At 49.0% G+C, this 17,413-nt stretch carries 13 protein-coding genes and 3 tRNA genes; 7 read left to right on the top strand and 9 right to left on the bottom strand.

From position 1 onward, the window contains the following. Nucleotides 1–4: 4 nt before the first annotated feature. The 6 genes from rsxC to N7E60_RS10005 form a co-directional block, all read right to left on the bottom strand. On the bottom strand, nucleotides 5–2,542 hold the full coding sequence (rsxC, locus tag N7E60_RS10030; protein ID WP_269597387.1) for an electron transport complex subunit RsxC: 2,538 nt from the start codon (nucleotides 2,540–2,542) through the stop codon (nucleotides 5–7). After that, nucleotides 2,542–3,117, bottom strand: coding sequence for an electron transport complex subunit RsxB (gene rsxB, locus N7E60_RS10025; RefSeq protein WP_069590072.1), 576 nt, complete (start codon nucleotides 3,115–3,117; stop codon nucleotides 2,542–2,544). The genes rsxC and rsxB overlap by 1 nt, the downstream gene beginning before the upstream one ends. Further along, nucleotides 3,114–3,698, bottom strand: coding sequence for an electron transport complex subunit RsxA (rsxA, locus tag N7E60_RS10020; RefSeq protein ID WP_069590073.1), 585 nt, complete (start codon nucleotides 3,696–3,698; stop codon nucleotides 3,114–3,116). The genes rsxB and rsxA overlap by 4 nt, the downstream gene beginning before the upstream one ends. 1,019 nt (nucleotides 3,699–4,717) lie before the next feature. Continuing rightward, nucleotides 4,718–4,793, bottom strand: a tRNA-Asn gene (locus N7E60_RS10015). A gap of 119 nt (nucleotides 4,794–4,912) precedes the next feature. Beyond that, nucleotides 4,913–4,988, bottom strand: a tRNA-Asn gene (locus tag N7E60_RS10010). 140 nt (nucleotides 4,989–5,128) lie between these two features. After that, nucleotides 5,129–5,204, bottom strand: a tRNA-Asn gene (locus N7E60_RS10005). Nucleotides 5,205–5,859: 655 nt separating this feature from the next. Here N7E60_RS10005 and uvrB point away from each other — a divergent pair. The 3 genes from uvrB to N7E60_RS09990 all read left to right on the top strand — a co-directional run bounded on the left by uvrB (nucleotide 5,860) and on the right by N7E60_RS09990 (nucleotide 10,015). Next, the gene (gene uvrB / locus N7E60_RS10000; RefSeq protein ID WP_269597386.1) at nucleotides 5,860–7,887 is read left to right on the top strand and encodes an excinuclease ABC subunit UvrB; all 2,028 of its coding nucleotides are present in this window, start codon (nucleotides 5,860–5,862) and stop codon (nucleotides 7,885–7,887) included. 305 nt (nucleotides 7,888–8,192) lie between these two features. Further along, nucleotides 8,193–9,638, top strand: coding sequence for a quorum-sensing sigma-54 dependent transcriptional regulator LuxO (gene luxO / locus N7E60_RS09995; protein ID WP_269597385.1), 1,446 nt, complete (start codon nucleotides 8,193–8,195; stop codon nucleotides 9,636–9,638). A gap of 17 nt (nucleotides 9,639–9,655) precedes the next feature. After that, the gene (locus tag N7E60_RS09990) at nucleotides 9,656–10,015 is read left to right on the top strand and encodes an Hpt domain-containing protein (RefSeq protein WP_069590917.1); all 360 of its coding nucleotides are present in this window, start codon (nucleotides 9,656–9,658) and stop codon (nucleotides 10,013–10,015) included. On the opposite strand, the gene N7E60_RS09985 is transcribed toward N7E60_RS09990, so the two are convergent. The 3 genes from N7E60_RS09985 to N7E60_RS09975 all read right to left on the bottom strand — a co-directional run bounded on the left by N7E60_RS09985 (nucleotide 9,977) and on the right by N7E60_RS09975 (nucleotide 12,287). Next, nucleotides 9,977–10,879 carry a YvcK family protein gene (locus tag N7E60_RS09985; protein ID WP_269597384.1) on the bottom strand — a complete coding sequence of 301 codons (903 nt, stop codon included), beginning with the start codon at nucleotides 10,877–10,879 and terminating at the stop codon, nucleotides 9,977–9,979. The genes N7E60_RS09990 and N7E60_RS09985 overlap by 39 nt on opposite strands. Nucleotides 10,880–11,119: 240 nt before the next feature. Next, complete coding sequence (locus tag N7E60_RS09980) at nucleotides 11,120–11,692, bottom strand: LON peptidase substrate-binding domain-containing protein (protein WP_077640055.1); 573 nt, start codon at nucleotides 11,690–11,692, stop codon at nucleotides 11,120–11,122. Between the two features lie 190 nt (nucleotides 11,693–11,882). Then, nucleotides 11,883–12,287, bottom strand: a complete 405-nt coding sequence (locus tag N7E60_RS09975; RefSeq protein ID WP_069590921.1) for a MerR family transcriptional regulator — start codon at nucleotides 12,285–12,287, stop codon at nucleotides 11,883–11,885. Between the two features lie 586 nt (nucleotides 12,288–12,873). Between N7E60_RS09975 and N7E60_RS09970 the strand changes: the two genes are divergently transcribed. The 4 genes from N7E60_RS09970 to oppC all read left to right on the top strand — a co-directional run bounded on the left by N7E60_RS09970 (nucleotide 12,874) and on the right by oppC (nucleotide 17,318). Continuing rightward, on the top strand, nucleotides 12,874–13,038 hold the full coding sequence (locus tag N7E60_RS09970; protein ID WP_157893162.1) for a hypothetical protein: 165 nt from the start codon (nucleotides 12,874–12,876) through the stop codon (nucleotides 13,036–13,038). Nucleotides 13,039–13,683: 645 nt separating this feature from the next. After that, on the top strand, nucleotides 13,684–15,354 hold the full coding sequence (locus N7E60_RS09965) for an ABC transporter substrate-binding protein (RefSeq protein WP_269597381.1): 1,671 nt from the start codon (nucleotides 13,684–13,686) through the stop codon (nucleotides 15,352–15,354). 121 nt (nucleotides 15,355–15,475) lie between these two features. Further along, the gene (oppB, locus tag N7E60_RS09960; RefSeq protein ID WP_069590926.1) at nucleotides 15,476–16,396 is read left to right on the top strand and encodes an oligopeptide ABC transporter permease OppB; all 921 of its coding nucleotides are present in this window, start codon (nucleotides 15,476–15,478) and stop codon (nucleotides 16,394–16,396) included. Between the two features lie 10 nt (nucleotides 16,397–16,406). Then, nucleotides 16,407–17,318, top strand: a complete 912-nt coding sequence (gene oppC, locus N7E60_RS09955; protein WP_069590927.1) for an oligopeptide ABC transporter permease OppC — start codon at nucleotides 16,407–16,409, stop codon at nucleotides 17,316–17,318. Nucleotides 17,319–17,413: the final 95 nt, after the last annotated feature.

The following is a 17,413-nucleotide window of genomic DNA, read 5'->3' as shown; positions in this document are numbered from 1 at the left end:
GCAATTATTCCTTATCTTCACTGGTTTGTTGGGCAGCTTTTCTCGCTTTAGCGCGCGCGACGGCGGCGGCGACAGCTGCTTTCTTATCGTTTTGTGGATCAGCAGATGGTGTTGGCGCTTGATGGCTTACCTCACTATCCGTTGATTCTTGCTGTGCTGCTTTACGGGCTTTAGCGCGGGCGACGGCCGCGGCCACCGCCGCTTTTTTACCATCCGCATCGGTGCTGTCTGACGTCGCAGAAGCTGGTTTAGCAGGCGCATCGGATTGCTCAGCCGCTTTGCGTGCTTTGGCACGGGCGACGGCCGCTGCGACCGCCGCTTTTTTATCACTTGCATCGGTGCTGTCTGATGTCGCAGAAGCTGGTTTCGCAGGCGCATCGGATTGCTCAGCCGCTTTGCGTGCTTTGGCACGGGCGACGGCCGCTGCGACCGCCGCTTTTTTATCACTTGCATCGGTGCTGTCTGACGTCGCAGAAGCTGGTTTAGCAGGCGTATCGGATTGCTCAGCCGCTTTACGGGCCTTGGCTCGGGCGACGGCCGCGGTCACCGCCGCTTTTTTATCATCCGCATCGGTGCTGTCTGATGTCGCGGGAGCTGGTTTAGCAGGCGCATCGGATTGCTCAGCCGCTTTGCGTGCTTTGGCACGGGCGACGGCCGCGGTCACCGCCGGTTTTTTATCATCCGCATCGGTACTGTCTGATGTCGCGGGAGCTGGTTTAGCAGGCGCATCGGATTGCTCAGCCGCTTTACGCGCTTTGGCGCGGGCGATTGCAGCGGCGACTGCATCTTTCTTTTCGCTGCTTTGATCTGCCTCTACAGAAGTTGCGGCTACTTTTGCTGCTTTTCGCTCGCGAGCTTGCTGCTTGCGAGCCTCTCGCAGCTTCATCATTTCGCTATTGTCGGGCGTTTCTTGTCCCGCTTTAGCGGCTTCCGCTTGTTTTGCTTTGGCGCGAGCAATGGCTGCAGCTACGGCAGGTTTTACGTCACTGTTTTGCTGGGCGGCTTTTTTCGCTTTAACACGTTCAACAGCGGCTGCGAGTGCATCATTGTTGCCTGCATTCTGCTGAGCGGCTTGCTTGCGCCGTTCTGCAGCTTGGCGGTGTCGCTCTTCACGCTCTTGCTTTTCGCGCTCCATACGTGCTTTTTTAGCCTCAAAGCGCTGACGTGCGCGCTCGGCGGCCTCTTTCTCTGCTTCTATTTCACGTATTTCAGCTTTTGCTTGGCGATAGTATTGCACCAAAGGGATTTCGCTTGGGCACACGTATGCACAAGCTCCACACTCGATACAATCAAATAAATCGTAATCTTGGCACTTGTCGTAGTCTTGATCTTTGGCGTACCACTGCAATTGCTGAGGAAGCAAATTGACAGGGCAGGCGTCAGCACAGGCGCTACAGCGAATACAGGCCATTTCCTGCTGAGCAGGGGCGATTTCACGGCGAGTGGGGACCAATATACAGTTAGTGGTTTTGGTGACGGGAACCTCGTCATGAGGCGCCGTAAAGCCCATCATGGGGCCGCCGATAATCACACGGGGTAATTTTTTATCTTGCTTGTAGCCATGCTGGGCAAGCAAAAACGCTATGGGTGTGCCTAATAATGCCCAGCGGTTTTGCTGTGTTTGTAACGTTTTCCCTGTAAGGGTGACGACACGTTGAATCAAGGGCTCGCCATCGATCACCGCACGCTTAATCGCGTAGGTCGTTCCGATGTTTTGCATCAGCACACCAATACTGGCGGGAAACGCTTTGGCGGGTACTTCTTTACCCGTGATCAGTTTGATCAGTTGCTTTTCACCGCCTGATGGATACTTGGTGGGCACTACTTGAATTAAGATCTCTTGCTCAGCTTGTGCTGCCGCTGCTTTTAATGCTGCGATGGCCTCGGGTTTATTGTCCTCAATGCCAATGACGGCAAGTTTGGGTTTGACAATATGCATGAGGATCTGGGTGCCGGTGATGATTTCGTTGGCACAATCTTGCATCAAACGATCATCTGCCGTGATGTAAGGCTCGCACTCTGCCGCGTTGATAATCAGGATCTCGGTGCGGGCGACGCCACTTTGTAGTTTGCGTGCAGTCGGGAAGCCTGCGCCTCCCATGCCGGCAATGCCCATGGCACGAATATGGTTGATCAGCTGTTCTGGAGCTTGTTCGCGATATTGACGTAAATGTGGCTTTGGTCCCCAAGTATCTTTGCCATCCGGTGCGATAACCACACATTGATCCGATAAGCCCGATGGGTGCGCGATGGTTCTGTCTTCAATCGCGATCACTTTTCCTGACGTTGGGGCGTGGATGGGAACGCATTGCTGCATATCGGTTTCGGTCAGTGGCTGGCCGGCTAAGACCTGATCGCCAACCTTGACCAGCAGTTTACCCTTGCTGCCAATGTGTTGTTTAAGCGGTAGCACCAAGGTTTCTGGCATGGCTACCGGTAAAATGGCGCTGTGATTGGACTGTTTTTTGTTTTCAGGAGGATGAATGCCGCCATGGAAGTCCCAAACTTGGCCGTGTTTGATTTGCTCAATAAGGCTTAACATCAAGCTTGTGCTCCCTGTTTATTTGTTACGTCAACCACAGGAATTTGTTCCAGTTTCCACTTCCAAGTTTCCGGTGTGTCTTGTACCGGAATCATTTCAATACAATCCGTGGGGCAAGGGGCCACACACAGGTCACACCCGGTACAGTCTTGCTCGATAACGGTATGCATCGCTTTTGTACTACCCACGATGGCATCCACTGGGCAGGCTTGGATACACTTGGTGCAACCAATACAGTCTTCTTCGTGGATAAAGGCGACTTTTTTGACGCTTTTTTCTTCGTCATGCGCAAGTTCTGTTGCTTCGACACCCATCAAGTCGGCTAAGTTCTCAATGGTTTGTTGGCCGCCGGGCGGGCACTTATTGATATCGTCGCCGTTTGCAATGGCCTCGGCATAGGGACGGCAGCCCGGATAGCCACATTGGCCGCATTGGGTTTGGGGTAAAATCGCGTCAATTTGATCCACGATTGGGTCCGCATCCACTTTAAAGCGGATCGACGCAAAACCGAGGATGGCACCAAAGATGGCTGCCAGTGCCGCAATAACCACAACGGCAATAACAATTCCACTCATGACAACTTCACCAATCCTGTAAAGCCCATAAAGGCGAGAGACATTAACCCGGCCGTGATCATTGCCACTGAGGCGCCGCGAAACGGAGCGGGTACGTCAGCGGCCGCAATACGCTCACGCATGGCGGCAAAAAGCACCAGCACCAGCGAGAAACCACAAGCTGCACCGAACCCATAGATGATGGACTCGATAAAACTGTGTTGTTGCTTGATATTAAGCAGCGCGACCCCAAGAACGGCGCAGTTCGATGTAATCAAAGGCAGGAACACGCCAAGCAAGCGGTACAGAGTGGGACTAGTTTTGTGCACTACCATTTCGGTAAATTGCACAACGACTGCGATGACCAAGATAAAACTCAGCGTTCGCAGATAACCCAGCTCAAGTGGGACCAGTATATAGGTTTCAACCAAATATGAGCTCACCGAGGCAAGGGTCAGCACAAACGTCGTTGCCAGACCCATACCTATTGCAGTTTCCAGTTTTTTTGAAACGCCCATAAATGGACACAGGCCCAAAAACTCCACCAGTACGAAGTTGTTGACCAATACCGTGCCCACTAAAAGCAACAAATACTCAGCCATGCTGTTTAATCATTTAATGTTTTTGTGATCTGCCTATTATCGGCCTTTGGCGCGGCTATAACAACCGCTGTAAAGCAGGGTTTTTGTGTTGGTTCGTGTAAGCACTGCGTAACGGACCATCACAACGCTTACTAGAGGGTAGTGGATAAGACATTGAGACGATCAGTTTTGTGGTGATGTAAAAAAGCGCAGCGGCTTGGAGAGTGATTGAGAAAGACCTGCGACATAATCTGCTCCGCAGATAGGGTAAACACTTATGGACAATATCGGTGTGATAAGGAAGGTGGCTCCCCCTGCGGGAGTCAACGGGGACGCCATGTAATGGACGCCTAGTCCTGCGACATAATCTGCGCCGCAGATAGGATAAACACTTACAGACAGTATCAATGTGATAAAGAAGGTGGCTCCCCCTGCGGGAGTCAACGGGGACGCCTAGTCCTGCGACATAATCTGCGCCGCAGATAGGATAAACACTTACAGACAGTATCAATGTGATAAAGAAGGTGGCTCCCCCTGCGGGAGTCAACGGGGACGCCTAGTCCTGCGACATAATTTGCGCAGCAGATAGCGTAAACACTTAGAGACAATATCGGTGTGATAAGGAAGGTGGCTCCCCCTGCGGGAGTCAACGGGGACGCCTAGTCCTGCGACATAATCTGCGCCGCAGATAGGGTAAACACTTACGGATAATATCGATGTGATAAAGAAAGTGGCTCCCCCTGCGGGAGTCAACGGGGACGCCTAGTCCTGCGACATAATCTGCGCCGCAGATAGGATAAACACTTACAGACAGTATCAATGTGATAAAGAAGGTGGCTCCCCCTGCGGGAGTCAACGGGGACGCCTAGTCCTGCGACATAATTTGCGCAGCAGATAGCGTAAACACTTAGAGACAATATCGGTGTGATAAGGAAGGTGGCTCCCCCTGCGGGAGTCAACGGGGACGCCTAGTCCTGCGACATAATCTGCGCCGCAGATAGGGTAAACACTTACGGATAATATCGATGTGATAAAGAAAGTGGCTCCCCCTGCGGGACTCGAACCTGCGACATACGGATTAACAGTCCGCCGTTCTACCAACTGAACTAAGGGGGAACAGATTTTTTGAAATTGGCTCCTCCGATTGGACTCAACGGGGGCGCCTAGCCCAGTGACACATTCCGCATAGCGGAACGGTTAGCTTGCATAACTAAGTCTGTCATCGGACAAAAAATTGGCTCCCCCAACTGGACTCGAACCAGTGACATACGGATTAACAGTCCGCCGTTCTACCAACTGAACTATGGGGGAATTGCTTTTCAACAATAACGCTCACGATGTGGTGAAAAGTGGCTCCCCCTTGGGACTCAACGGGGACGCCTAGTCCTGCGACATATTCTGCATAGCAGAAATGATACAGGCAATGCGAAACGCATAATTTCTCACAAAAGTGGCTCCCCCTGCGGGACTCGAACCTGCGACATACGGATTAACAGTCCGCCGTTCTACCAACTGAACTAAGGGGGAATTGCCTTGAAAGCGGGGCGAATCTTAGCGAGCAGATTTAGGGGTGTCAACGGGATGCAGTGAAGAATTTTGACCTTTTTGACTGAGTGTTGAAAAGGTGAACGCTATATGTTGACAATTCGTGCAAAACGGCAAGTTTTCCATCTTTGGCTTGTATGGTATGTCTTGACTGGTGAGAAGGCAGAGTGCACAAGGCTTCTGCGGAGTTACCCACAAATTCTGTGGATAAGTGTGTGTGCAGATCTTGAGGAAGTCACTATGGTGTTGATTTTATGCGTGCAGCGAAAATCAATCCATTTATGTTTTTTGGTTAAGGTAATGAAAATTGGTGTTTTTTCCTAAGAATGAACGTTGTGAGAGTACGGCCCGATGTATGCTTATGCACAGTCTAAAAAACAAGCGATGAGTGAATAGCGGGGATAGATTATCGAAAAAAGTCTGTGACTTTGCCTAGGTGTTGGCGTTTTGAAAGTGTCTTTAGCGGAGATTTCCTAAAGCGGAAAGACAGTCTATCTAGGTCGTTTTTTAAGGTCAACGTTTATGGATAAAAAAGATCGATTTGTCGTTCGCTTTGGTAAAATGGCTCGACAGATTGACTCGATAAAGTGAGTCCGGACAATAGCGTGATTGGCTTGTGGCCCAAAAGGATAGCTTGATGAGTAAAACATTTTCTCTTCGTTCTTCGTTCCAACCATCCGGTGATCAACCTGAAGCAATCAATAAATTATGTGAGGGGTTGGAAGCTGGGCTTGCACATCAGACCTTGTTAGGGGTCACGGGGTCGGGAAAAACCTTCACCATGGCGAATGTAATTGCAGAGCTTAATCGTCCGACCATGATTCTTGCCCCTAACAAAACATTAGCGGCGCAACTTTATGGCGAGATGAGAGAGTTTTTCCCTGATAATGCGGTTGAGTATTTTGTTTCCTACTACGACTACTATCAGCCGGAAGCCTATGTACCCTCTACCGATACTTTTATTGAGAAAGATGCATCAATAAACGATCACGTAGAGCAGATGCGACTCTCTGCAACAAAAGCGCTGATGGAGCGACGCGATGTGGTAATCGTGGCCTCTGTGTCAGCTATTTATGGTTTGGGGGATCCCGATTCCTATTTAAAAATGATGCTGCATATTCGCCGAGGCGACTTGCTTGATCAGCGTACTATCTTAAAGCGGCTCGCCGAGCTTCAGTATACGCGCAACGATCTCGCGTTTGAGCGAGGCACATTTCGGGTGCGCGGTGAAGTCATTGATATTTTCCCCGCCGAGTCTGATCAAGATGCCATCCGCGTTGAGCTATTTGATGATGAAGTTGAAACCATTAGCGTATTTGACCCCTTAACTGGCCAAGTCAGTGCCAGAGATATTCCGCGGTGTACGATTTATCCCAAAACGCACTATGTCACACCGCGAGAGCGGATTTTGGATGCGGTCGAGAAAATCAAAGTGGAGCTTGCTGACAGGAAAAAGTATCTACTCGACAATAACAAACTTCTCGAAGAGCAGCGCATTACTCAGCGGACGCAGTTCGATATCGAAATGATGAACGAGTTGGGTTATTGCTCAGGAATTGAAAACTATTCGCGCTATCTGAGTGGACGCGCTGAGGGTGAGCCACCTCCGACGCTGTTCGATTATCTGCCTGCCGATGGACTGTTGATTATCGACGAGTCGCACGTGACTGTCTCTCAAATCGGGGCAATGTTTAAAGGCGACCGCTCAAGAAAAGAAACCCTCGTGGATTATGGCTTTAGGTTGCCATCAGCACTTGATAATCGCCCGCTAAAATTTGATGAGTTTGAAGCCCTGGCACCGCAAACGGTCTATGTCTCCGCAACGCCGGGTAATTATGAGCTTGAGAAGTCCGCGGGAGATGTGATTGATCAAGTAGTGCGTCCTACCGGCCTGATTGACCCTGAGATTGAGGTACGGCCTGTTGCGACGCAGGTCGACGATTTGCTTTCCGAGGTTCGAGCGCGCCGAGAGCGCGATGAGCGGGTGTTAGTGACCACGCTCACCAAACGCATGGCCGAAGATCTGACTGAGTATATGCAAGAGCATGGCGTTCGCGTTCGGTATCTTCATTCTGATATTGATACGGTGGAACGTATGGAAATCATTCGTGACCTACGCTTGGGGGAGTTCGACGTATTGGTCGGGATCAACTTGCTTCGTGAGGGGCTTGATATGCCAGAAGTCTCTCTGGTCGCTATTTTGGATGCCGATAAAGAAGGCTTCTTGCGCTCTGAGCGTTCTTTGATTCAAACCATCGGGCGGGCGGCGCGTAACCTCCACGGTAAAGCGATTTTATATGGCGACAGTATTACAAAGTCGATGAAACGGGCGATTGATGAAACCGAACGACGTCGAGCTAAACAAATTGCCTATAATAATGAACATGGCATCACCCCGCAGAAATTGAACAAAAAAGTCATGGATGTGATGGAAATGGCGGCGGGTAAACGCGTGAAGAAAGGTAAGCCAGCCATGAAGTCGCTTCGCGCTGTGGCAGAGCCGGATGCAGATTATACACTGCAATCGCCTCAAGCCATTGATGCTCAAATTAAGAAGCTGGAAGGACAGATGTATGAAGCGGCGCAAAACTTAGAGTTCGAAAGCGCGGCACAATTACGCGATCAAATTCAAGTGCTGCGAGAGCAGTTTATCGCGAATAGCTAAATAAAAAAAAGCCAACCTAAAACGACAGGTTGGCTGTAGTGTTTCAGTGAGCATGTACTCACAAACAACGTCAGTTGGCTAGGTGACCCCAAAAGGGTCATCCTCTGTTATGCATTCAGCGTGCCAACTATTATAATGCGGCTTTACATGGACAAACCGTGTGGTTTTAGTGAGTTGTTATCATTAAACTGCAAATGTGATTGCATAATGCAACGCATTTCGCATACGCTCGCGCAATTATTATGAGCGTGACGCATAACAATTTCATCGATTATGGGATGCGAGACGCCACCCTCGGAGGACAAATGCCAACACTATCACACAGTAAACGCATACTGATGGTAGAAGACACCGCGTCAGTGGCTGCCCTTTACAAATCTTACCTAAACCCACTTGATGTGGAGGTAGAGATCGTTGGGACGGGTCAGGAAGCGCTGAATTTCTTTGCACAACAGGGTGATCAGCTCGCGCTAATTATACTCGATCTTCGTTTACCGGATATGTCGGGGATCGACGTATTGGCTCATGTCCGTGCGAACGCGCCAAGTTTGCCGGTGATCATTATGACCGCGCATGGGTCTATTGACGCGGCGGTGGATGCGATGCGCAATGGCGCCAACGATTTTCTGATCAAGCCGTGTGAAGCAGATCAACTTAGGGTGACGGTGAATAAATCACTCAAGCCAAAAGTAGCGAGTCAATCGCAGTCTGAACGGCAAGAGGGAGAATATCATGGCTTCATCGGTCGCAGTTTACCCATGCAAGCGGTCTATCGAGTTATAGAATCGGCGGCGCCCAGTAAAGCCACCGTCTTTATTACCGGGGAAAGTGGCACGGGTAAAGAAGTGTGTGCCGAAGCAATCCATGCGGCAAGTACGCGCAGCAATAAACCTATTATTGCCTTGAACTGTGCGGCGATTCCCAAAGACTTGATTGAAAGTGAGCTATTTGGTCACGTGAAAGGTGCGTTTACAGGTGCAGCGGCTGAGCGTGATGGGGCAGCGGAGTTAGCGGATGGCGGCACCTTGTTCTTGGATGAGATTTGCGAAATGGATTTGGATTTGCAATCCAAATTGCTGCGATTTATCCAAACCGGCACGTTTCAAAAAGTCGGCTCTTCAAAGGTAAAAAAAGTGGATGTCCGTTTTGTGTGCGCCACAAACCGGGATCCTTGGTTAGAGGTTCAGCAAGGAAAGTTTCGCGAAGACTTATACTATCGACTCCATGTGATCCCACTCGCGCTTCCACCATTAAGAGACAGAGGCAGTGATGTCCTAGAAATTGCCAATGCCCTGTTGGCGCTGTTTTCTGCCGAGGAAGGAAAAGATTTTTGTCGCTTTAATGAAGCCGTTGTAAAACAATTGCTTGAGTATGATTGGCCCGGAAATGTTCGCCAACTTCAGAACGTAATTCGCAATATAGTGGTGCTGCACAATGGTGAGGAAGTCACTGCCGAAATGCTTCCGCCTCCTTTCGCGCGCGCATCTGGTGTCGAAATTGCATCGTCCCATCCGAACACTCGGTCAGAGGTGGCACTGCAAACGTTGACGGCACGCGAACAGAGTGATGATAACCTGACTGTAATCAGTAAATCGGATATCGAACCGCTTTGGAAAACGGAAAAGCGTGCCATTGAAGTAGCGATTGATGCCTGTAATGGCAACATTCCGCAAGCAGCAGGGTTATTGGAAGTTAGCCCCTCGACCATTTATAGAAAATTACAAGCTTGGCAAAAAACTGCGGCGAATTAATGATAGGAAGCGGATGTATGGCCACCACAGTGAACACTGAAACATTACGTCGACTGGCTTTGGAAGTAGGGGAAGATACTGTCACCGTGCTTTTAACGGTATTCAGCGATGAGCTTTCCCAATATCATTCTCAGCTTTCAGGCTCACCGTCTATTGAACAGGTACGAGAAATTAGTCATGCGATTAAAAGCAGCGCCGCCAGCTTTGGCGCAGACGATTTAGCGGAAATGGCCCGTGAATGTGAATCTCGTGTCCGTCAAGGACAAGATGAGTGGATGTCACACCATTTGGACGAGCTGACCGATATGCTGCGCGGCACAGCCTCGACTTACCGAGACTTAGCTGTTGAGCAGGACTTCATCAATAGCTTGACGTAGCTTGTCTCTGTCATGACGCCAACTGTGATTTGAAGAGGCCAATTGGGCCTCTTTTTGTTGATAACGCTCAGCTAAACTTGCCTCTGCGGTTTCACCCAGCACCCAGTTGATTTCTCGTCCGCCCATCGCTCGTTCACACCATGTCAGCATGGTTGCCAAGGGCATCGCGCCGGCAGGCCCCAACTCTTTACCTAGGTTACGAATAAAGACGATTTTGGCTTGGCTCTGTTTGAGAGCGCGACTGAGTTCAGGAACCAGTAATGGGGGCATGACGCTGGTCAGAAAGCTTCCTGGTCCGAGCAAAATGACATCCGCCAACTCAATCGCTTCGACGGCCTCGCGTGTCGCAGGCACTGTCGGTGATAAGAATAGTCTTGAGGGTGGTTGAGGAAGCTCATCAATATGGGTTTCTCCAGCCACCGTCTCCCCATCGGCGGTCAGCGCAGCGAGATCAGAAGGGTGCTCTGACATAGGGAGAATATGTGTTTTTACATTCAGCAAATCACGGATCAACTGAATGGCTTCGAGCGGACGAACCGACAGGTTATCTAATGCGGTTAGGATCAAGTTCCCGAGGTTGTGACCGTTTAATTCCCCTTTACCTTTAAAACGGTACTCAAAGAGCATGGAGCCGACAGACGGTTCCGTGATGAGTTGATTAAGACAGTTACGCATATCTCCCCATGCGATCCCGCCTTGGCAAGCACGGATACGGCCCGTCGAGCCGCCATTATCTGTAGTGGTGACTATGCCTGTGACACGACTGCCATGCTCGCTTAGCGCCGACAGCACGCGACCAAGTCCGTGTCCGCCGCCAATGGCGACAATGCGGGTTGTTCGATCAGAAAGAGGCGATAAGGTCATGAGTAACCGTTCGATGTGCTATGTTCGTAAACGCTGAGTTTACTGAATAAGTGACCGAAAGTGTAAAAGTCAGAGCAGGGTTTTGTGAATTGGCAATAAAAAAGGGTAACTGTGGGGGTTACCCTTGCCTATAAAATCACCAAATTAAGTGAATAGGCCAAATCGCAAGGCAGCACTAAAAATAGGGGGATAAAGAGGTGACGCTCGACCCGTCACCGCTTTTCCGTTTTTTTGGCCGCGTTAATGCGGATCTTGCATCATGCTAAGAAGGTAATCCCGCGTGGTGCCACAAGAGTTGTTGGCCATCAGCTGCTGTTTCTCTGTAGTCGGAAGCGGCAGCAATTCGAGCCAACGCTGACACAGCCAGCTTAGGTTAGAAAACTCGGTTTGGCGGTGCATTTTTTGCAACTCTGGATACCGTTCAAACATCGACTGTAATCGCTCGACAAGGGGTTGGCTTTGGTCGTCTACTTGACAATCGGGCCAGCGAGGCAGCGCACGCACAGAAGCAAACAGCATCTCGCTCTGTTGTTGGTTAAAAGTTTGGATTGAAAAACGTGCAGTGCCGCGGGCGGTGACAACTAAACATCCATCTTCCTGGCTGGTGGTGAAGTCTTCGATATCGACAAAGGTGCCAATATTGGTGTGTTGCCATTGGCTGTTGCTGTCCGCCATACACACGCCCAACGGTAACCCATGCTTCATGGCGAATACGAGCGTATTCAGCGCATTGCCCGCAGGGATACGAAGCGGAATTCTACCTCCAGGTAGAATGTGGCGGTCGTTAAACAAAATCGGTGTAGATTGAGCCATAATGCACCCCCTGAGGAGCAAATAAATCGGTCTAGTAATCTAGATACTGCAAAAGGGGTGCCTACTTTTCTAAATGCCCATGTATCCTAGTAAGGACAAGAGAAGCCGGTGTTTTTAAGACAAGTAGAATCGGTTTAGTCGCATTTTGCGACGCAAATGTATGAGCTTTTGTACTATTCTGCAATGACGCTTATGAAGACGGTTGGCGACTCCACTTGCTGAGTTGACGATAACACTGAGTTTCGGCGCGATTGAGCTCGTCCATGATGGCTTGGATGTCTTCTTGTTGTTGCTGCAAGCGACGTTGACGTTGCTGAATGGCTTGAATCATTTGTTGGAGTGCGCGTGGTGTGTTTTTTTCCGCGTCGTACAGTTCAAAAAGCTCTCTCATTTCTGCCAAAGAAAAGCCGAGGCGTTTTCCCCTCACAATAAGAGACAGGCGTAAATAGTCTTGATATCGATATAAGCGCTGCTGACCTTTACGCTCAGGCGCGATTAATCCTTCAGCCTCATAATAGCGAATGGCTCGATGTGACAGGCCAAAGAGTGTTGCCAGTTCAGAAATTTTGTAGCGATGGTTGACCGAGGTTGCCATGGCATCAATGTCCCTATTGTTGCACGTTGCTGCATAGTAACCGAGCTCAGCGACATCGCAAGGTATGGCGTCGGTATTTTTGGATAAAAAAATAGCCTCCAAGGGAGGCTATTAATTCTTTACTTTCACTCGCAACTGTTAGCTGTCGCGTTGTGGTTTTTTACCCTTATTTGGGTTGTAACCATGACGAACGCGCGCGCACAGTGGGCGAGAGGTTGAACCTTGTGGTCTCATTGTCAGTTGTAGCTCTTTGTCGGAAGTGAAAACTGTGATGGTGTCGGGAACAACTCACCATCACGTGTATGATGGGCTAGATGTAATCGAATAACAATCTTATTTGCTCAAAAAAGCAACGATATTGGTATTTCGTCTAAACAGAGACTTATTATCATTTAATGTTATTAAAACAATCCGGTAAGCGGTCGATAACGCGCGGTGGAGTATCCATTGACAGTGTTTTGCTTTTCCTGTGATAAAAGTGTAGCTTAAATGTTGCACAAGCGGTTTGTACTCAAACGTCTTTTAGGGCGCCAATCGCCTTAGTTTGAGTGTCTGTGCCGAATGGCTACTTGTTCAGGAGGACACAATGAAGCACAAGCGCTATAGCAATAAGAAAATCAAAGAAATGATCCACGACGCAGTACCACAAATGGAAAAAGCCCGGGAAGAAGGGCGTTCTTTATACGATCAGGATAGAGACTCGGCTCAGGAGGACCATCCCGCTTTCGAAACCGATGAAGCCAAAAAATAGGATTTGATTTCTTTGACCTAGCCAGCGAAATTCGCTGGCTTTTTTATATCTAGGCTGAGGTGAAGACTCACTGCTCCTAACTAACATATTGATGAATATGTTATTTATTTGGTCGCTCCTATCAGCGCTGAGAGCGGTTGTTTTGTGACCGTGGTACCTCTCTGACATTATGGTAAAGCGTTAGGGTTGAGTTTTATTGACAAATAGCGTTTAGTGGCATCATTTACATATGAGTAACATTTTCGGGTTTGAGCTGAGTGTGATCGTCTGCAGATAAATAGTGTCATAGCGGTTTGTCCGTTTTTAGAGCGGAATGATAGCCGCAAATGGCTAGCCAGTACGCAGAAACAGTATAAATGGAAATTTATTCGGTTTTTTTATTCTTTCTGTGAATAAAGTGCTATCTGCGACAGCTCTTACCAGCGTAATATTCTTATTCTATGTTTTTGCCTAGTTAAATATGAGTTTTTATTGCCGTTTTATGGCAAAATACTTCAGTGTTGTGGCAAAACACAGCGCTGATTGGTAATGTTTTGCCATTAATCCGCACAGGTCGGTGAGCAATACGTGTTTAGGCACGAAGGACGCTTTATCCCCTGTGTTGATTGTCACGGATGCATATAGCGATTGTTATGGAGTTACACGATGAAGCTAAACACGATCACCCGAACCCTCTTTATGGGCGCTGGCCTATCTCTGGCTCTTACAGGATGTAGTGAACCAGAGCAAAAACAAACCTCCCAAACGAGCCCTGAAACGAAAACTGAAGCGCCTGCTGGTGAGCCGAAACTTGCTGAAGTGCAAGAGTTGGTCCGTGGTAATGGTGCAGAAGTCGCTTCACTCGACCCGCACAAGACTCAAGGCGTGCCTGAATCTCACGTCATTCGTGATTTGCTGGAAGGCTTGGTTAACCAAGACGCCGACGGCAATGTGATCCCTGGGGTCGCAGAGCGCTGGGAAAACAAAGACAACAAAGTGTTCACCTTTTACTTGCGTAAGGATGCTAAGTGGTCAAACGGCGATCCTGTCACCGCACACGACTTTGAATACAGCTTTAAACGTGTTGTCGATCCGAATACCGCGTCACCATACTCATGGTATGTCGCTTATACCCATATGCTCAATGCCAAAGATATTGTTGATGGCACCAAAGACAAAGACACTTTGGGTGTGAAAGCGCTCGACGATCACACCCTGCAAGTCACCTTAGATACAGCGGTGCCTTATTTGGTGAAAATGATGGGTCATACCACCATGAAGCCAGTCAACCAAAAAGTCGTTGAAAAGTATGGCGATCAGTGGACAAAACCCGAGCACTTTGTGGGTAATGGCGCTTATGTCGTTGATAACTGGGTAATCAATGAGCGCATTGATCTCAAGCGTAACGAACAGTATTGGGATAATGAAAACACGACGTTAGATAAAGTGACTTTCTTACCCATTGAAAACCAAGTTTCGGAAATGAATCGTTTCTTGGCCGGTGAGATTGATATGACGTATGAAATTCCCAACGAGCATTTCCGTCGTCTTAAACAGGAGCACCCTGAAGATCTTTCGATCGTCGGTAACCTGTGTAGCTACTATTACCTGTTCAACACTAAACGTGAACCCTTTGATGACGTTCGTGTACGTAAAGCCTTGTCTTACGCCATTGACCGTAATGTTGTGACTGATGCACTACTTGGCCAAGGCCAAAAGCCTGCTTACTTCCTCACGCCAGAAATTACAGCGGGCTTCTCACCAGAGTTACCGGCTTATGCGAAAATGACCCAAGAAGAGCGTGATGCAGAAGCAAAACGTCTTCTCAAGGAAGCCGGTTTTGACGAAAGTAATCCACTTGATTTCTCATTGCTCTACAACACCAGTGAGAACCACAAAAAACTGGCCGTTGCGATTGGTCAAATGTGGAAAGACAAGCTGGGTGTGAATGTAGAGCTCAACAACCAAGAGTGGAAAACTTACCTGAGCACCAAGGATGAAGGTGACTTTGATGTGGCACGCGCCGGTTGGTGTGGTGACTATAACGAAGCCTCTACCTTCTTAACACTGATGCGTAGTACCAATACATCAGGCGGTGTGCATTACGACAGCAAAGCCTACGATGCCATCATGCAAAAAGCGATGGAAACCACGGATGATGCTGAGCGTGAGCAACTGTACCTAGACGCAGAAGCGCAAATGGCGAAAGACATGCCTATCGCGCCTATCTATCAGTATGTTAAAGCGCGTCTCCTTAGCCCGAAAGTGGGCGGGTTCCCTGCGAATAACGCTGAAGAGAAGATCTACTCTAAAGATCTTTACATTAAAGCGGAATAAACTCCTGATTCACAGCTAACTAAGGGAGTCGCCATCGGCGACTTCCTTGGCTGGCTGTCGCTGTCTGTGAGGTCTATTCAGACAGCGCTCGCTGTGATTCTCAAAACGATACGGTACAGCTATGTTGAAATTTATCGCTAAGCGAATTTTGGAAGCCATTCCAACTTTGTTGGTATTGATCACTGTTTCCTTTTTCTTAATGCGGTTTGCGCCCGGCAACCCTTTTTCAAGTGAGCGTCCGTTACCCCCAGAGGTAATGGCCAACATTAATGCTAAGTATGGCTTGGATAAGCCGGTGTTCGAACAATACACCACCTACCTTGGCAATATTTTACAGGGTGACTTTGGTCCCTCATTTAAATACATCGATTTCTCGGTGAACGAACTGATCGCGGGGGCATTTCCAGTATCTGCACAAATCGGCGCATTGGCGTTTTTGTTCACTTTAGTGTTTGGGGTCACGATTGGCACCATTGCGGCACTTAAGCAAAACACCTGGATTGACTATGCCATCATGTCGACAGCCATGCTTGGGGTAGTAATGCCATCATTTGTTCTCGCCCCGGTGTTGATTTACATCTTCTCGATTAATCTCGGTTGGCTTCCTGCTGGTGGCTGGCAAGGTGGTGGCTGGCAGTTCATGATCCTACCCATGATAGGCATGTCGCTGCTTTACGTGGCAACATTTGCGCGTGTCACTCGAGGCAGCATGATTGAAACCTTGAACAGTAACTTCATTCGTACCGCTCGCGCGAAAGGACTGAGCTACCCCAAAATTATTGTTAAGCATGCACTGAAGCCGGCGATGCTACCGGTTGTTTCCTACATGGGGCCTGCGTTTGTGGGGATTATTACCGGTTCGGTTGTGATTGAAACCATCTTTGGTTTGCCTGGCATCGGTAAGTTATTCGTGAACGCAGCGTTTAACCGCGACTATTCACTGGTACTGGGCTGCACCATCTTAATTGGTACGCTCACCATTCTGTTTAACGCTATCGTCGATATCCTGCTGGCGTATATCGATCCGAAGATCCGTTACTAGGGGTGACATAATGCTGACGAAAAAAGAAAATATTGACGCCCTCGAGAGCTTCTCTGAACAAGTCGATGTGAAGGGTCGAAGCTTATGGCAAGATGCTGCGGTGCGTTTTCGACGCAACCGTGCGGCGATGGCAAGTTTGGTCATCCTGTTTTTGATTGGTCTTAGTGTAATTATTGGGCCGCACCTAAGTGCCTATGCCTACGATGCGACCGACTGGTATGCTATTCATGCTGCGCCATCATTTGGTATGGAGGGGCATTGGTTTGGTACCGATGCGCTAGGACGTGATTTGTTTACCCGCACCATGATGGGCGGACGCATTTCGATTATGGTCGGTGTCATGGGGGCACTCGTCGCGGTGTTGATTGGTACTCTATATGGTGCCACATCTGGCTTTATTGGCGGCCGCACCGATGCTGTCATGATGCGTTTGGTCGAAATCCTCCAATCTATTCCATTCATGTTCTTCGTGATTGTATTGGTTACCTTCTTTGGCCGTAATATCGTTCTGATCTTCGTGGCCATCGGCTGTATTGCATGGCTAGACATGGCGCGTATTGTTCGTGGTCAAACCCTGAGTTTACGCAGCAAAGAGTTCGTCGAAGCCGCGCATGTTTCAGGGGTGAGTACGCGCCATATCATTACGCGCCATATCGTGCCAAACGTGCTCGGTATTGTTGCGGTTTACTCGACCTTGCTTGTGCCCAATATGATTTTGTTTGAATCATTCCTAAGTTTCTTGGGACTCGGGGTGCAAGAGCCGATGACCAGTTGGGGGGCGTTGTTGCAAGAGGGCTCTCAAACGATGGAGCTCGCGATTTGGCAATTGCTTTTCCCTGCGGCCTTTATGGTGATGACACTGTTTTGCTTTAACTATGTCGGTGATGGTTTACGCGATGCGTTAGACCCGAAAGACAGATAAGTCATTTAGGGTTCTTACCGTAAAAAAGCAAAATATGGGAAAGCGCAGGTTTATCGCCTGCGCTTTTTTGTTATGGTCTAGTTACAAGTGTTTCA

Source organism: Salinivibrio proteolyticus (assembly GCF_027286365.1).
GTDB lineage: Bacteria > Pseudomonadota > Gammaproteobacteria > Enterobacterales > Vibrionaceae > Salinivibrio > Salinivibrio proteolyticus.
This window is presented reverse-complemented; position numbering and strand designations above follow the sequence as displayed.

Coding starts and splice junctions, on each gene's coding strand:
- rsxC (WP_269597387.1), bottom strand. CDS start 2,542: ATGTTAAGCCTTATTGAGCAAATCAAACACGGCCAAGTTTGGGACTTC.
- rsxB (WP_069590072.1), bottom strand. CDS start 3,117: ATGAGTGGAATTGTTATTGCCGTTGTGGTTATTGCGGCACTGGCAGCC.
- rsxA (WP_069590073.1), bottom strand. CDS start 3,698: ATGGCTGAGTATTTGTTGCTTTTAGTGGGCACGGTATTGGTCAACAAC.
- uvrB (WP_269597386.1), top strand. CDS start 5,860: ATGAGTAAAACATTTTCTCTTCGTTCTTCGTTCCAACCATCCGGTGAT.
- luxO (WP_269597385.1), top strand. CDS start 8,193: ATGCCAACACTATCACACAGTAAACGCATACTGATGGTAGAAGACACC.
- N7E60_RS09990 (WP_069590917.1), top strand. CDS start 9,656: ATGGCCACCACAGTGAACACTGAAACATTACGTCGACTGGCTTTGGAA.
- N7E60_RS09985 (WP_269597384.1), bottom strand. CDS start 10,879: ATGACCTTATCGCCTCTTTCTGATCGAACAACCCGCATTGTCGCCATT.
- N7E60_RS09980 (WP_077640055.1), bottom strand. CDS start 11,692: ATGGCTCAATCTACACCGATTTTGTTTAACGACCGCCACATTCTACCT.
- N7E60_RS09975 (WP_069590921.1), bottom strand. CDS start 12,287: ATGGCAACCTCGGTCAACCATCGCTACAAAATTTCTGAACTGGCAACA.
- N7E60_RS09970 (WP_157893162.1), top strand. CDS start 12,874: ATGAAGCACAAGCGCTATAGCAATAAGAAAATCAAAGAAATGATCCAC.
- N7E60_RS09965 (WP_269597381.1), top strand. CDS start 13,684: ATGAAGCTAAACACGATCACCCGAACCCTCTTTATGGGCGCTGGCCTA.
- oppB (WP_069590926.1), top strand. CDS start 15,476: ATGTTGAAATTTATCGCTAAGCGAATTTTGGAAGCCATTCCAACTTTG.
- oppC (WP_069590927.1), top strand. CDS start 16,407: ATGCTGACGAAAAAAGAAAATATTGACGCCCTCGAGAGCTTCTCTGAA.